Consider the following 14,747-nt stretch of genomic DNA (forward strand, 5'->3'; position numbering starts at 1 on the left):
AAACGAGCTGCTATTTGGTTTGAAGTTTAATCAGGGTAAACGAATACGGAGCGAGACTATCGGTGAGAGTCTTGCCTTTAAACCGGATATCCGTTTGCTTTGGTTGTATATTCAATGGTTCTTCGATGCTATTACTGACATTGAGATCCTTGCTCGCCAGCGTTATTTTCTGGGCAACCTGGGCAAATTTCCTGTCCGTCGCCAGGGCAAAACGCAGAGGCATCGGCTTACTGTTGTAATTGACGATTTTGATCAGCAGTTCCATCGTATTTTGATCGTACACCGCAGAGGCATACAAACTATCCCTGCCTGCAACCGGCTGACCATCCCTGTGTACCGGAATAATATCCGAGCCTTTGTGGGTGGAATATAATTTCTGCACCTGATAGCTCGGTGTTCCATAAACCTGAAGATTATCCACCCAGATCAAATCCGGCGACCATTGCCAACCATCGACATGTCCGAATAAGGGCGCATAAGAGGCCATCTCAACAACATCGCCGTTGCGTTCGAGCCCGGTCATGAAAGCCGCTTCGGAAAGCGCAGCCTCCCAAGTACTTTTTCCTGGACCATTGGGTCTGGTGGTATGTGATGCATATTCACCTGCAAAAATCTTCGCCCCTTTGCGATCATAATTATCGTAGCGGCTGGCACTGGACAGGAACCAGGACGGTGGTCGGTAGTAATGTTCATCGATGATGTCAATCTTCATCGCGCGTAACTTATCGTCCAGAAATTCAAAACGCTCCCCTTCGGGATCCGTTCCTGAACTCGCGATAATGGCGATCTCGGGATGCTTTGCATTTAACGTTTTCTTGAAGACCGCAAGACGCTCAATGTATTGAGGCCCCCAGTTTTCGTTGCCTACACCGATCATCTTGAGCTTAAACGGTTGGGGATGGCCCATATCCGCGCGTAGTTTACCCCATTTGGTCGCTGTTGATCCATTTGCAAATTCAATCAGATCCAGCGCATCCTGTACATATTCGTCGAGCTGGTCCATTGGCACCAGTTCGCCACTGTTAAACTGGCAGGCCATGCCGCAATTGAGAATCGGAACAGGGGCCGCGCCAATATCTTCAGCCAATAAGAAGTACTCATAAAATCCGAGTCCAAAAGTCTGGAAATAATCAGGCGTCAAGCGGTGGCTAAATTCCGTGTTCCAGCGATTGATGATCAATTCGCGTTCATCAATCGGACCCACGGTTTTTTTCCACTGGAACCTATTGGCCAGATCCCTGCCCTCGACAATACAGCCGCCGGGGAAGCGGATAAATCCAGGCTTCATATCCGCCAGTAGCTGCACCATATCTTTACGCAGTCCTTTCGGCCGCCCCTTCCAGGTATCCAATGGAAATAGCGATAGCATGTCGACATCCACTGTCCCCGCGCCCGTAAGCCATATCTTTAGTTTTGCTTTAGCCGTTGTGGCCGTAGCCTGCAGTTTCAGCGCAGTCTCGGTCCATGCTGCTGTTGATTGTAAGGGCATTTGCGCTTCAGCGATCACTTGCTCCCCTTCGTCCAGCAACGCTACATGGATGTTCATCGATGAGCTATTGCTTCTATGCTGCAGACTGAATTCATAGGTAGCACCCGCTTTGATGCCCATGCCCCGAAAACCCTCATTTTGTAAACCCAGCTCGCTGCCTGCACTATTCGTTAATCTTACATACCGTTTATTGCCTTTGCGCTGCGCATCATTAAGCAAGAGGTAGGCCCCCTCCGTTGAAGCATGTCCCAGTTTTTTCCATCCCATCCAGGGGTTGTCAAATTCAAAGGATCTATTTTTGACCAGCTCGGCATAGATCCCACCATCTGCCCCCAGGTTAATATCTTCAAAAAACACACCCCACATATGCGGTGATATCTTGCCTTTGGGTTTATCCAGTTGTATATTCAATTCAACCGGCAACTGTGCGCTTGCCGAAGCTGCCAGGCCCGTTGCCAGGAGCAACATCGAAATCTTTTTTTTCATCCGTTTCATCGCAATTTTAATTAAGCTCCAATACAATCACAGAAAATGCCGGAATCTCGATATCTACAAGCCCATGTTGAATCTTCGCCTTGTTATAGGCTGCGGGTACGATCTTCGTAGGCACCTTGAAGGAGTTGTAATCCTGCAGCTTGTCAGCGTGCAAGATTCTTCCCGTGACTTTCGAAGCTTTCAGTTCCCCCAGGTCTACACGGATCTTATTTGTTTTTTTCGGATCAATATTCACGAGGGAAATATGTACGCGGCCTTTTGTATCCTGCGAAGCCGAGGCCGATACCGCCGGAAGTTTCTCGCCGTTAAATTCAAAATCTGTCGACTGTAATGTAATCGGGATCAATTTCGCATCCTGATGCACCTTATACATCTCCATGACATGATAAGTGGGTGTCAGAATCATATTTTTCCCTTCTGTCAGGATCACCGCCTGCAATACATTGATCGCTTGAGCAAGATTAGCCATTTTCACACGTCGGGCGTGATTATTGAAAATATTGAGGGTCATTCCTGCAATCATGGCATCGCGCATGGTATTTTGTTGATACAAAAAGCCCGGATTTGTACCCGGTTCGACTTCGTACCAGCCACCCCATTCATCCACGATCAAATCGATATTTCCTTTCGGATCATATTTGTCCATAATGGCGATATTCTTCTCGACCAGTTCATTCATAAACCAGGCCGACTTCATGGTTTTAAAATATTCCGATTCCGAAAATGCTGTTGCGGAACCTTTTTTGTCCCAATTGATCACCGCATAATGATGCAGCCCCATCCCTTTCATCAAGCTACCGGGAATATTTTTAAGGAGTGTTTCCGTCCAGTTATAATCAGCGCTATTCGCCCCCGAGGCAATTCGGTACAGTCCAGCGCCATTGGTCCAGTCGGACATAAAGGTGGCATACTTGCGGTAGATATCTGTATAGTAATCCACGGTCATATTGCCGCCGCAGCCCCATGATTCATTTCCTACGCCCCAGAACTTCACCTTCCAGGGCTCTTGACGCCCATTCTTGCGCCGCCAGTCCGACATGGGACTTTTGCCAGCAAAATTTACATATTGCACCCAATCGGCAAGCTCCTGCACCTCGCCGCTGCCCACATTTCCGGCCAGATACGGTTCAGCCCCGAGCAGTTCGCACATATTTAGAAAATCATGTGTGCCAAATGAATTATCTTCGGTCACGCCACCCCACCAATTGTTCACCATGGTAGGGCGCTCCGCCTTAGGACCGATTCCATCTTTCCAATGGTACGTATCCGCGAAACAGCCGCCGGGCCAACGCAGGTTGGGGATATTCAGCTTTTTGAGCGCTTCGATGACATCCGTCCGTACGCCATTGGCATGCGGAATCGAATCATTCTTTTCCCCGACATAAAATCCATCGTAAATACAACGGCCCAGGTGTTCGGCAAAATGGCCATAAATATGTTTGCTGATCGTGATATCCTTTGCCGAAGGCTCCAGTTTTATGCTGCTCTGTCCCAGGGTGACTCCGCTGATCAGCATGAAAGCAATTCCAAGTTTTAAATTAAGTTTCATCATAAAAGACTTTTATTTTACCGTAAAGCGATATGTTGTTTTCGAACGATATTTTTCGCCGGGTTTTAATACCGTAGATGCGAAATTGGGGTGGTTTGGAGCATCCGGGAAATGCTGCGTTTCGAGACAGAATGCTGATCGAAAAGGATAGCTTTGCCCGGATTTTCCCTTCGGATCAGCAGCATCCATAAAATTGCCGCTGTAGAACTGAAGCCCCGGTTCGGTTGTGAAAATCTCCATTTGAATACCCGTTTTAGGGGCGTATACACTGGCGACTTTCTGAAAACCCGTTTTCTTGTCAAGCTCAAAATTATGATCGTAGCCCTTTCCGATCTTTAACTGTGGGTCTTTATCTTCAATATGCGCACCTATGAGCCGTGGTTTTGTAAAATCAAATGCCGTACCTATTACAGGAAAGCTTTTTCCTGTTGGAATCAGTGTGTTGTCAACTTCTGTAATTGCTTTCGCATCAATCTGCAGCTCATGATCCAGGATGGAGGGATCACCGGCACCATTGAGGTTAAAATAAGCATGATTGGTCAGATTTAGAACCGTTTCTTTATCTGTTGTCGCCTGATAGGCAATGGCCAAGCCCCCATTTTCCTCCAGCGTATAAGTCACCTCCATGTTGACCGTGCCGGGATAACCGGCCTCCTTATCCGGTGATGTATACGCCAAGGTGATTGAGGTATCGGTATTGCTGACCACATCCCACACTTTGTTGTATAGCCCATTGGTACCACCGTGAAGAGAATGCTCCCCATCATTTTTTTCTAACGAATAAGACGTACCGTTGCGTGTAAAAGTAGCTTGACCGATACGGTTACCATAGCGTCCGACAATTGCACCGTAAAAATTATCCGCGTTATCTTTATATTCTTTTGCTGAATCGTAACCCAAAATCACATCAGTCGTTTTTCCATTCTTTTCGGGAACGCTAAGACTAACCAAACGGGCACCATAATTTGTTAGCGTCACGGCCAGTTTATTGTTCTTCACGTGGAATAAACGGACATCCTTTCCATCTATCCGGCTATCAAAAGCAGGGCTTGAGGCGGTATCCAGCCCAGTATGCTGCGAAGTGTTTTTTGTTGCATTGGACTGGCAGCCATAGGTTAATAAAGTGCAGGCCAGCAAGCCAATAATGATTTTATCATTCATCAATTATTCAGGTCTTTATGCCATCCTTCGGATGGATTTTCTCCTCGTTAAGCCAGGAGAAGGTGTATAAATGGATTAATTATTCAACTGCATGCCGTATGCTACCAAAAACGAACATAAATTGCCGTTACCATTAATAGCGTGACCACAATCAGCGCAAGTACCGATGGTTCCACTTTAAACATTGAACGATCCAAGACAAATGCTTTGGGATTGACTTTCGGGCCGAATAAACTGACGCCGATCATGGCCAATAGGGTAAAAGCAAAAGCCAAGCCCATACAGATCTGGAAAGGGATCTCATAAACACCCGCTTTATTTGGGTAAGCTGTATAGATCCATGTTTCGGGGCCAAATACCTTTGTTGCGAACTCATTAAAAAATATCGACAGTGCAAAACCGGAAATCAGCCCAGTGATCGCTGCTGCACCGGTTGTTCTTTTCCAGAACATCCCCAGTAAAAACATGGCAAAGACGCCGGGACTGATAAAGCCCGTATACTTTTGGATAAATGTAAATCCACCGGCGCCGCCGATTCCCAGGCTGTCATTCCAGGTAAATAATACCGAAAGTAAAATCGAAACGACGATTGTGATTTTACCCACCCAGACCATCTTTGTTTCGCTGGCATCCTTACGGATGTATTTCTTATAAATGTCGAGGGTAAAGATCGTTGCGATGCTGTTTGCTTTTCCTGCCAATCCAGCTACAATGGCTGCTGTAAGGGCGGCCAGGGCCAGCCCCTTCATGCCATTGGGCAGGTAGCCCAATATCGCTGAATACGCATTATCCGCATGGAATACCCCGCCGGGGGCCATCTCCTGCTGTAAGGCCCCATTTTTATAGAGAACATAAGCCGCAATCCCTGGGAGCATCACAATGATGGGCATAAATAGCTTGAGAAAACCCGCAAAAAGGATTCCCGTGCGTGCGGTCTTTAGATCTGCGCCCAATGCGCGTTGGGTGATATACTGATTGCAGCCCCAGTAATTGAGGTTGACGATCCATATCCCCGCCAGGTACATTCCAATTCCCGGCAGCATCAGGTATTTATTGATTTCCTCCTGACTGGCCCCGGCTGCCGGTTTCTCGACAAATAAGTTAAAGTGCTCCGGAGCGTCTTCCATCAGCTTATTAAATCCGGCAAGCACATCCTTGCCCAATCCAAAATGCTCGCTCACCAGAGTCAGCGCGACATAAGTCGTTGCGATACCACCGACAATCAATACCACCACCTGGATGACATCGGTAAAACCAATAACACGCATTCCGCCAAGCGTAATGATGACAGCAAATACAGCGAGGGCAACGGTGATGGTATGGAAACTGTCCCCACCACCGGCCATACTCGAAATGGCTATCGCACCCAGGTATAAAATCGAAGTTAGATTGACAAATACATATAAAAACAGCCAGAAAATAGCCATGATCAAACTGGTCGTCTCGTTGTACCGATTATTTAAAAACTGCGGCATTGTGAATATCTTGTTTTTCAGATAAACCGGTATAAACCACACCGCGACAATGATGAGTGCGACAGCAGCGATCAGTTCATAGGCTGCCACTGCAATGCCCACTTCAAATCCATTACCACTCATGCCAATAAACTGTTCCGCTGAAATATTCGATGCAATCAAGGAGGAACCGATTGCCCACCAGGTCAATGAACCTTCGGCCAAAAAATAATCCTTGCTACTGCTTAAGCTATTGTTTTTTTGACGATAGATATAATAACCATATCCCGCCACAATGAAGAAGTAAACCACGAAGATAACGTAGTCCACCATTGCAAATTTTTCCATATTTTCCCTAATTGGTTGTATTGCTAAGCGACCTTCGGATAGCATGCAGCTACCCGAAGATCAATGCCTCTATTATTTACCAAGTAAATAATAGAGGTCATTCCATTTCAATTGATTTTCGAGTTTGGCCACTGTGGTATCCTCGTCGATCAGTACATACTCTATTCCGGCCATACGGGCAAAATCTTGCAGGTATTCCGGTGTTAAGCATAAGCTATAGGCTGTATGATGCGCTCCACCGGCAAGGATCCAGGCACTGCAGCCCGTCTTCATATCCGGAAGCGGTTTCCATAGTACACGTGCAACGGGAAGATTTGGCAGTTCGGCCTGCACCTCAACACCCAATACCTTGTTGACTATCAAACGGAAATGTGTCCCCATGTCTACCAATGATGCATTCAAGGCATCGCCAGATTGGCCATTGAAAACCAGCCGGGCGGGGTCTGCTTTGCCACCGATCCCCAGCGGGTGAACCTCAATACGTGGTTTTCCGACAGCCAGTGCAGGGTCTACCTCCAGCATATGCGAGCCCAGCACCATGGCATCCTGCGGGTCAAAATGATAGGTATAATCCTCCATAAAGGCTGTGGTTCCAACCAAACCCGCTCCCATGACCTTGCAAGCTCTGACCAATGCTGGTGTCTTCCAGTCCCCTTCACCTGCAAAACCGTAACCTTCAGCCATCAGGCGTTGTACAGCTAACCCCGGAAGCTGAACCAGCCCGTGCAGATCCTCAAACGTATCCGTAAAGCCCTTAAAGCTTCCCTGTTTCAAAAACTTTCGCAGCCCCACCTCAATCTTAGCCGCCTCAATGAGATTATCATGGAATTCAGCACCCGCCTTCACATTATCCGCCAGCTCATAATTGGCCTCATACTCCGCTAGTAACGCATTGATTTCATCAGCTGTACTGGCGTTGATGACCTCGACGAGATCCCCGACGGCATAGGTGTTGACCGAAAAACCAAATTGTGTTTCCGCTTCAACCTTGTCGCCATCGGTCACCGCCACGTAGCGCATATTATCGCCGAAGCGAGCAAATTTGGCTCCCTGCCAATCATGCCAACCCGCTGCCGCCCGGCACCAGACATTGATGCGTTCCAGTACCTCCGTATCCTGCCAATGCCCAGTGACGACTTTACGTCCTATTTTCAGGCGGCTGACGATATGTCCAAATTCGCGGTCACCATGCGCACTCTGGTTTAAATTCATAAAATCCATATCGATGCCAGTCCATGGAATGTCGCGGTTGTACTGCGTATGGAGATGTAACAACGGCTTTTGCAAAGCCTTTAAACCGCGTATCCACATTTTCGCCGGCGAAAATGTATGCATCCAGGTGATGATACCGATACAATTTGCGCTGCTATTTGCAGCCGTTAGCGTCGCATAGATTTCATCCGTATTTTTTACGATCGGTTTATACTTGACCGTTACCGGAATCAGGGTCTGGGCATTCAGATAATGTGCAATTTCTTCCGCATGTGCTGCGACCTGTTTCAATGTTTCTTCACCGTATAGATCCTGGCTGCCAACGACAAACCAGACCTCAAGTTCTTTTAGATTGATATTCATTTTTCAATATTAGTTTCGTTATAGATTTTGGAAAGCAGCAGGTTACTGGCCATAGTAGGCATTTGTACCATGCTTGCGCTCGTAATGTTTTTTGATCAACGCCGGCTTTAGCCGTCCAGCATTCGGGTTAATCTGCTCGGTCAGCCAGGCCATTTTGGCCACCTGTTCCAATACCGCACTGTTGTAGACAGACTTCATTCCATCCTTACCCCAGGCAAATGGCGCATGATTTCCGACAAGGATCATTTCCACTTCTTTATAATCCAGTTGCTGCTGATTAAAGTGAGTGATGATCTGAAAACCCGTTTCATGCTCATAGTTGCCAGCGATCATCTCGTCATCCATTGGCGGCGCGCAGGGAATATCCGATGTTAAGTGGTCGGCATGCGTCGTTCCGAAAATGGGGATATCCCTTTGGCTTTGCGCCCATGCTGTTGCAAATGTAGAATGGGTATGGGTGATGCCGCCGATATCCGGCCAATGCTTGTACAGTACCGCATGTGTCTTTGTATCCGAGGAAGGCCTAAGTTTGCCTTCGATGACCTTTCCGTCAAAGTCCACCACCACCATCAGTTCGGGAGACAATTCTTCGTAGGGCACACCACTGGGTTTAATCGCAAAAACACCCTGCTGACGGTCGACAACACTCACATTTCCAAAGGTAAAAAGCACGAGTCCCAACTGTGGCAGCTGCATATTGCAGCGATAAGCCTCTTCTTTAATTGAATTATACATAGTACTCATTTTGTGGTTAAACGGTAACAGGCATTGATACCCTACTTTCTACAAAAGCACCGAGGGCCTTGTATTTTTCATAACGTTCGGCATAGATGGACAGCCATTCCTGTTCAGGTTCATACGTGCATTCAAAGCCCTGACCCATGGCTTGCATGGCATCCTCCACCCGATCATATAATCCAGCAGCGGTGGCCGCAAACATGGCGGCACCAAGCGCACAGGTCTGCTCGCTTTTATGGATACGAATCGGCATATTCATCACATTGGCCATCATCTGCATGATAAAAGGTGATTTTTTGGCGACACCGCCAAGGCCGATCAGACCCTTTATGGGGATCCCCTGATCCACAAAACGCTCCACGATGGCTTTGGCCCCAAAGCAGGTCGCTTCGGCAATCGCCCTGAAGATCGCCGGAGCATCGGTGCCGAGCTGCAATCCCATGATTGCCGCTTTGAGCGACTGATCCGCATCCGGCGTCCGACGGCCATTGAGCCAGTCCACCGCCAGTTCCGAATCTGCCGTTAGCGGCAATTTGCTCGCCTTTTCACTTAGTCGCAACAACAATTTTTCCTCCAGTGTGGTCAGTATGTTTTCACGCATTGTATCGCTCAGCCCCTCCAGTTCCGGTATCAGATTGTATGTTGGCCATAAGAGCAACTGCTTTAACCAGGCATAGGCATCTCCAAAAGCAGACTGGCCAGCCTCCATGCCGATCATTCCGGGGATGATGGAACCGTCTACCTGACCACAGATACCCTTTACCAGTACATCCGCTACCTCTTCTTTTGGCGCAACCAGCATATCGCAGGTGGATGTTCCCATGACTTTGCTCAGATAATAAGGTTCAATCTGCCCACCCACGGCACCCATATGGCAATCGAATGCGCCCACACCAACGACAACGGAGGTCGAAAGACCTAGACGCTCTGCCCATTCCGGCGAAAGGCGGCCCGCCGGCTTATCCGAGGTATAGGTTTCTGAAAACAGACGATCGACAAAGCCGTCCAACAGGGGGTCAATACCTGCGAAGAATTCATTGGGGGGCAGACCATCAAACTCAGCAGCCCAGAGCGACTTGTGCCCAGCAGCGCAAACGCTTCGTTTAATTGCGTTGGCCTGTTTTCCACCTGTTAACAAAAAAGGAATATAATCACAGTGTTCCACCCAGCTAAATGTTGCTTGGCGCACCTGCGGATCTACTCTAACGGTATGGAGCAATTTGGCCCAGAACCACTCCGAGGAATAAATACCCCCTACATATTTCAGGTAATCGACAGTGTAGCTTTGGTTGTACCGATTAATCTCTTTGGCCTCATTGACAGCGGTATGATCTTTCCAGAGGATGAACATGGCATTGGGATTGTCCTTGAACTCCGGCAGTAATGCCAGCGGCACACCCGCTTCATTCACAGCAACCGGTGTGGAACCCGTGGTGTCCACCGAAATTGCTTTTACCAGCTCCCCAATATTTTGTATTCCGGATTTTTGTAAACAATCTTTTACAGTGGCCTCCAGGCCTTCGATGTAATCCAGGGGATGTTGTCTGAACTGGCTGCGGGCGGCATTGCAAAACTCACCCCTTTTCCAGCGCGGATAATAAAATACGGAAGACGCAATCTCCGCCCCACAACTTGCATCAACCAAGACTGAACGGACAGAATCGCTGCCATAATCCACCCCGATGACATATGATTTACTCATTTTAACTGAATTTGGTTTATAATCTATAATTCGATTTAAAGCTTACTTTTTGGTGTTTGTCCAGCAGGATAATCGGCCCAAAATTAATTAGTGTCAAATTAACATTTATTTTTTTAAATATGAAAGAATATTTTCATATTTAAAAAATTGAGCTATCTTCATCTCATCGAAATAAGATAAATCCAAGGCTGATGGGTATGGGGTAATTGCAGCTTTCAAAAGCGGGAGTGCACATTGTACTGTGCATTTGATCAGCTGTTTAGGTTTATCAAAAAAAATAGATTAAGTCAAAAGAGAGACAAAACAATAGATAATGGAATATTATAGAGAAGACTCAGCAATCCTTTTAGCAGTAGACTGTATTATCTTTGGATTTAATGGCGAATCCCTGCAGGTATTATTGATAAAACGTGATTTTGAGCCGGAGCGGAACAAATGGAGTTTGATGGGAGGTTTTGTTCAACCGGACGAAAGTCCTGAATTAGCTGCCAGCAGGGTATTAAAAAAACTGACGGGATTGGAAAACGTTTACATGGAGCAATGCAGTGTCTTTGGTGATCCAAAACGCGAGCCCAACAGCCGGGTTGTCAGTATCTGTTATTTTGCTTTAATTGATACGCAAAAATATACGCATATTTTAAGTGAGGAATATGAGGCCAATTGGTTTCCATTGCAAAACTATCCGACGTTAATCTTTGATCACGACCAGATGATTGCTTCGGCACAGCATCGACTGCGGATAAAAGCGGCGCTCTATCCTATTCTGTTTGAATTATTGCCGGAGAAATTTACCATTCCCCAGATTGCCGCCTTATACGAGGGAGTATATAATATCGAATTTGATAAACGCAATTTTAGCCGTAAGTTGCTTTCCTCGGATCTTATTATCAAATTGGAAGAAAAGGACAAAGAAAACTCCAAGAAAGGCGCTTTTTATTTTAAATTGAATACAGCCATCTACAAGGAGAAAATCATGTCATTTTTGCGCTATTTACCAAGCTGGTTTCCCGAAAACTAATCCGGGAAAAAACAGTAGCAAGCACTTCGAAAATCCCTGCCATATCAAGAAATTATCTGGCCAGAGTTGCTTCAAGCTCCACCTTTAAAGTTTCAAAAAGAGACTTGACTTCCAAAACGGTACTAGTTTGTTGTACCTGATTTTTGCTGAGCCACCGCTGTATAATATCGAAGTGTTCAACTAATTCCGTCGAATCGGTAGTGTAAATATTGAGACGAATGAGATCTTTAACTTCATAACCACTTTGTAGAATAACTTTTTCAAGATTTTCAATGCTATGAATAATCTGCGTTCTCATATCAGCATTACTCGATATTCCCTCTTCACTGATGGCACATTGTCCCGATACATATAAAGTTGAAGCTGCATGTTTAACTTCCACTGCCTGCACATAATTTCTGGCATCCTGCCATTTCCAAGGATTGATTACTTGCTTTTCCATTGTTGTAAATTTATTGTGCGACAAAGCTCCCTATATTTTTATATTTATGGATGTGACAAACCTCACAATTTAATAAAATCAAGAAAACAGACGGCTTAACGTTTCCCTGGACACACCCAGATAAGAAGCAAGCAGCAATTTTGGGATTCTTTGTACCAAAGCCGGATTTCGGGCTATCAACTGCTCATATCTCTCTTTTGCTCCAGAAGTTAAAAATGATAAGATCCGTTGTTGTGAACCGATATGACCCGCAATTGATTTGCGCAGGAAAAAGCGCTCCATTTTTTGTAAATGATTGCACAATCGATCAAAATTTTCCAGCGATAGACATAGTAATTCAGTGTCCTCTAGGCATGCCAACGTAAATGAAGCATTTGCATTAGTATAAAAGGCCGAAACGTCCGTTTCCCACCAATCTTCCATTGCAAATGAAACAATATGCTCCTTAATATTCTCATCCGTATAATAAAGTTTAAGAAGACCCGACAATACAAAGTATATATATTTTACGTTTTCACCTTCCTTAAAAATACGGTCGGATTTTCTATAGTTCTTGTAAATAAAACATGCGCTTACACATGCAAACTCTTCGTCAGTAAGAGTAACGACTTTCCCTATATGTTCTTTTAATAAATTATATTTATCTTCCATTGGGTGATAAGTAGCAATTGTGGCTGATTTTGGTTTGTTTTTATGTAAAAAGTTAATTGAATTGAGCTCTATATTGCTGTGGACTTTGGTTTGTTTTCAATTTAAATAATCTGCTAAAGGATTGGGGCTGTTCAAAACCTAATTCAAACGCAATTTCGGAAATACTTAGCGCTGTAGTAGATAACTTATTTTTAGCCCGGTAAATCATTTTGTCATGGATAATTTGCTGCGTGTTTTGTCCCGTAAGATTTCGTAATAGATCACTTAAATAACTTGCTGACATATGCAGCTGATCAGCGATATAATTGACGGTTGGAACGCCGGCATTCAAAACCTTATCACTCTTAAAATAATCCTCCAGCAACTGATCGATACGGTCAGTAAGACTAGGATAATTTTGTTTTCTGGTCAGAAACTGCCTGTTATAAAATCGTTGGGCATAATTTAGCAAGAGTTCAATCTGGGAGATGATCACATCATGGCTCATGTCGTCTATACGGCTTTCAAGCTCGTCCTCTATCGCCCTGAATAGCGAAAGCATGGTTTCTTTTTCTTTGGTCGAAAGGTGCAGCGCTTCATTGGTCGCATAAGAGAAAAAGTGATACTGATGGATCTTTTGTGCCAGTGGGTATTGTAATAAAAAGTCAGGATCTATAAGGAGTGTGACCTGCGGACTAAGTATTTTTTGTTCCGCAGTTTCCTCTTTATCATTCTCTTCTATTGAAGAGAGAATTTGTTGTGGAGCCACAAAAAACAAACCTCCCTCTTTAAAATCAAATTTAGTCTGACCATACCTTAACTCTCCTCCAGCATCCGGTTTAAAAGCTATTTTATAATAATTCAGTACGTGCGATCTATTCGGTGCACGACCTTTAAGTGGTTTGTCTACACCGTTTAACAAAACGATTAAAGGGTGCTTTGGGGGCGGAAAACCAGATGCCGCCATTACGTCAGCCAGTGTATTAAATCTTTTTAAGGAATGATTCGATTTTTTTGAAGCCATGTTATAAAAATTCCAGATTACAAGTTAAGCAATATTCGCTTTTCCTCACAAAAAAGAAAAGCGAATAAAAGCATGTCAAAAATAGCATCGATGGATTAACCTTGGGCTGCTTCTGAAATAGTTTTCCAAGTTTTCCATTCCTGAATGCGTTCAGCATAGATTTGTTGAATATGTGGCAAATCGTTTTTACCCAGTAGTAATCTCAATGGTGGATTTTCATCATCTACCACAGCGAATATAGCCTCGAGAGTGGCCATAGGATTTCCCCGTTCCAGCTTTTGTAAATTTTCCATCAAGCTGCTCTTTAAAGCGTCATACTCCGATAATTTTTTGCTGGCTATTTTTAGGGATTCAGCACTTCCAAATTCAGTATTATAAGCCCCCGGTTCAATCAGCGTTACTTTGATGCCAAAGGCCGCAACTTCTTTAGATAAACTATCGTATATCGCTTCAAACGCAAATTTTGAAGAACAATAATACCCAATAAGAGGACTACTATAAATACCAACAGCGCTCGACGTCCCCAAAATATGGCCATAACCTTGCGTTCGCAGTATAGGTAATGCTGCCTGAATGACATGGATAGGGCCTATAATATTGGTTTCATACATCGCTTTTACCTCATCAGTACTGCCCTCTTCGATGGTTCCTACCAAAGAATACCCGGCATTATTGAATACAATATCTAATCTTCCAAAATATTCATTGGCTTTGTTCATAGCGTTTTGCACTTGCGAGGCATTCGTTACATCCACTTCAAGAATCAAAACCTGATCGCCATACTTTTCTTTTAATGCGGCAATACGATCGATATTACGTGCTGTAGCTGCCACTTTGTCTCCACGTTTCAAGGCGGCTTCTGTCCATATTTTTCCAAATCCTCTTGAGGATCCTGTGATGAACCAAACTTTTTCTTTCTGTTTATTTTCCATTTTTTAATTGTATTAATCTTCATGCAAAGTTGCTCCTAAATAGCTATACCTTACGTTGCCAGAATGAGGATTATCCTAACCAAAACAAAGAAAAACGAACGACTGGTATTGTTATAAAATCACCTGCCCTTTTGAACAAAGCTAATTAGGACTTTTGAACAAAACGGCGCATGTTAATCCGTCCTAATTT

The 14,747-nt window shown here is 44.9% G+C and carries 12 protein-coding genes; 1 reads left to right on the top strand and 11 read right to left on the bottom strand.

Translation table 11 applies throughout. The features are described 5' to 3' along the window. Nucleotides 1–10: 10 nt before the first annotated feature. The 7 genes from DFQ12_RS03360 to DFQ12_RS03390 all read right to left on the bottom strand — a co-directional run bounded on the left by DFQ12_RS03360 (nucleotide 11) and on the right by DFQ12_RS03390 (nucleotide 10,511). Complete coding sequence (locus tag DFQ12_RS03360; protein WP_244211664.1) at nucleotides 11–2,011, bottom strand: alpha-L-arabinofuranosidase C-terminal domain-containing protein; 2,001 nt, start codon at nucleotides 2,009–2,011, stop codon at nucleotides 11–13. Beyond that, nucleotides 1,992–3,536, bottom strand: a complete 1,545-nt coding sequence (locus DFQ12_RS03365; RefSeq protein WP_244211665.1) for an alpha-N-arabinofuranosidase — start codon at nucleotides 3,534–3,536, stop codon at nucleotides 1,992–1,994. The genes DFQ12_RS03360 and DFQ12_RS03365 overlap by 20 nt, the downstream gene beginning before the upstream one ends. 9 nt (nucleotides 3,537–3,545) lie before the next feature. Continuing rightward, nucleotides 3,546–4,694, bottom strand: coding sequence for an aldose epimerase family protein (locus DFQ12_RS03370; RefSeq protein WP_120257605.1), 1,149 nt, complete (start codon nucleotides 4,692–4,694; stop codon nucleotides 3,546–3,548). 101 nt (nucleotides 4,695–4,795) lie between these two features. Then, nucleotides 4,796–6,496: a sodium:solute symporter family transporter gene (locus tag DFQ12_RS03375; RefSeq protein WP_120259203.1), complete on the bottom strand. Its 1,701-nt coding sequence runs from the start codon at nucleotides 6,494–6,496 to the stop codon at nucleotides 4,796–4,798. Between the two features lie 72 nt (nucleotides 6,497–6,568). Further along, a complete protein-coding gene (gene araA / locus DFQ12_RS03380; RefSeq protein ID WP_120257606.1) occupies nucleotides 6,569–8,071 on the bottom strand; it encodes an L-arabinose isomerase in 1,503 nt (500 codons plus the stop codon). A 42-nt stretch (nucleotides 8,072–8,113) separates the two neighbouring features. After that, a complete protein-coding gene (locus DFQ12_RS03385; protein ID WP_120257607.1) occupies nucleotides 8,114–8,815 on the bottom strand; it encodes an L-ribulose-5-phosphate 4-epimerase in 702 nt (233 codons plus the stop codon). Nucleotides 8,816–8,822: 7 nt separating this feature from the next. After that, nucleotides 8,823–10,511, bottom strand: coding sequence for a ribulokinase (locus DFQ12_RS03390; protein ID WP_120257608.1), 1,689 nt, complete (start codon nucleotides 10,509–10,511; stop codon nucleotides 8,823–8,825). Nucleotides 10,512–10,824: 313 nt separating this feature from the next. Between DFQ12_RS03390 and DFQ12_RS03395 the strand changes: the two genes are divergently transcribed. Continuing rightward, on the top strand, nucleotides 10,825–11,529 hold the full coding sequence (locus DFQ12_RS03395) for an NUDIX hydrolase (protein ID WP_120257609.1): 705 nt from the start codon (nucleotides 10,825–10,827) through the stop codon (nucleotides 11,527–11,529). A gap of 52 nt (nucleotides 11,530–11,581) precedes the next feature. Here the strand turns inward: DFQ12_RS03395 and DFQ12_RS03400 are convergent, their stop codons facing one another. The 4 genes from DFQ12_RS03400 to DFQ12_RS03415 all read right to left on the bottom strand — a co-directional run bounded on the left by DFQ12_RS03400 (nucleotide 11,582) and on the right by DFQ12_RS03415 (nucleotide 14,557). Then, entirely contained in the window at nucleotides 11,582–11,971 is a 390-nt protein-coding gene (locus DFQ12_RS03400; RefSeq protein WP_120257610.1) for a RidA family protein, read from the bottom strand. Nucleotides 11,972–12,049: 78 nt separating this feature from the next. Continuing rightward, nucleotides 12,050–12,622, bottom strand: a complete 573-nt coding sequence (locus DFQ12_RS03405; protein ID WP_120257611.1) for a Crp/Fnr family transcriptional regulator — start codon at nucleotides 12,620–12,622, stop codon at nucleotides 12,050–12,052. A 52-nt stretch (nucleotides 12,623–12,674) separates the two neighbouring features. Beyond that, a complete protein-coding gene (locus DFQ12_RS03410) occupies nucleotides 12,675–13,625 on the bottom strand; it encodes a helix-turn-helix domain-containing protein (protein ID WP_120257612.1) in 951 nt (316 codons plus the stop codon). Nucleotides 13,626–13,720: 95 nt separating this feature from the next. Beyond that, nucleotides 13,721–14,557, bottom strand: a complete 837-nt coding sequence (locus DFQ12_RS03415; RefSeq protein WP_120257613.1) for an SDR family NAD(P)-dependent oxidoreductase — start codon at nucleotides 14,555–14,557, stop codon at nucleotides 13,721–13,723. Between the last annotated feature and the right edge of the window lie 190 nt (nucleotides 14,558–14,747).

This window comes from Sphingobacterium detergens, from assembly GCF_003610355.1.
In the GTDB taxonomy this organism is placed as follows: domain Bacteria; phylum Bacteroidota; class Bacteroidia; order Sphingobacteriales; family Sphingobacteriaceae; genus Sphingobacterium; species Sphingobacterium detergens.

Coding starts and splice junctions, on each gene's coding strand:
- DFQ12_RS03375 (WP_120259203.1), bottom strand. CDS start 6,496: ATGGAAAAATTTGCAATGGTGGACTACGTTATCTTCGTGGTTTACTTC.
- DFQ12_RS03390 (WP_120257608.1), bottom strand. CDS start 10,511: ATGAGTAAATCATATGTCATCGGGGTGGATTATGGCAGCGATTCTGTC.
- DFQ12_RS03370 (WP_120257605.1), bottom strand. CDS start 4,694: ATGAATGATAAAATCATTATTGGCTTGCTGGCCTGCACTTTATTAACC.
- DFQ12_RS03365 (WP_244211665.1), bottom strand. CDS start 3,536: ATGATGAAACTTAATTTAAAACTTGGAATTGCTTTCATGCTGATCAGC.
- DFQ12_RS03410 (WP_120257612.1), bottom strand. CDS start 13,625: ATGGCTTCAAAAAAATCGAATCATTCCTTAAAAAGATTTAATACACTG.
- DFQ12_RS03405 (WP_120257611.1), bottom strand. CDS start 12,622: ATGGAAGATAAATATAATTTATTAAAAGAACATATAGGGAAAGTCGTT.
- araA (WP_120257606.1), bottom strand. CDS start 8,071: ATGAATATCAATCTAAAAGAACTTGAGGTCTGGTTTGTCGTTGGCAGC.
- DFQ12_RS03395 (WP_120257609.1), top strand. CDS start 10,825: ATGGAATATTATAGAGAAGACTCAGCAATCCTTTTAGCAGTAGACTGT.
- DFQ12_RS03400 (WP_120257610.1), bottom strand. CDS start 11,971: ATGGAAAAGCAAGTAATCAATCCTTGGAAATGGCAGGATGCCAGAAAT.
- DFQ12_RS03385 (WP_120257607.1), bottom strand. CDS start 8,815: ATGAGTACTATGTATAATTCAATTAAAGAAGAGGCTTATCGCTGCAAT.
- DFQ12_RS03415 (WP_120257613.1), bottom strand. CDS start 14,557: ATGGAAAATAAACAGAAAGAAAAAGTTTGGTTCATCACAGGATCCTCA.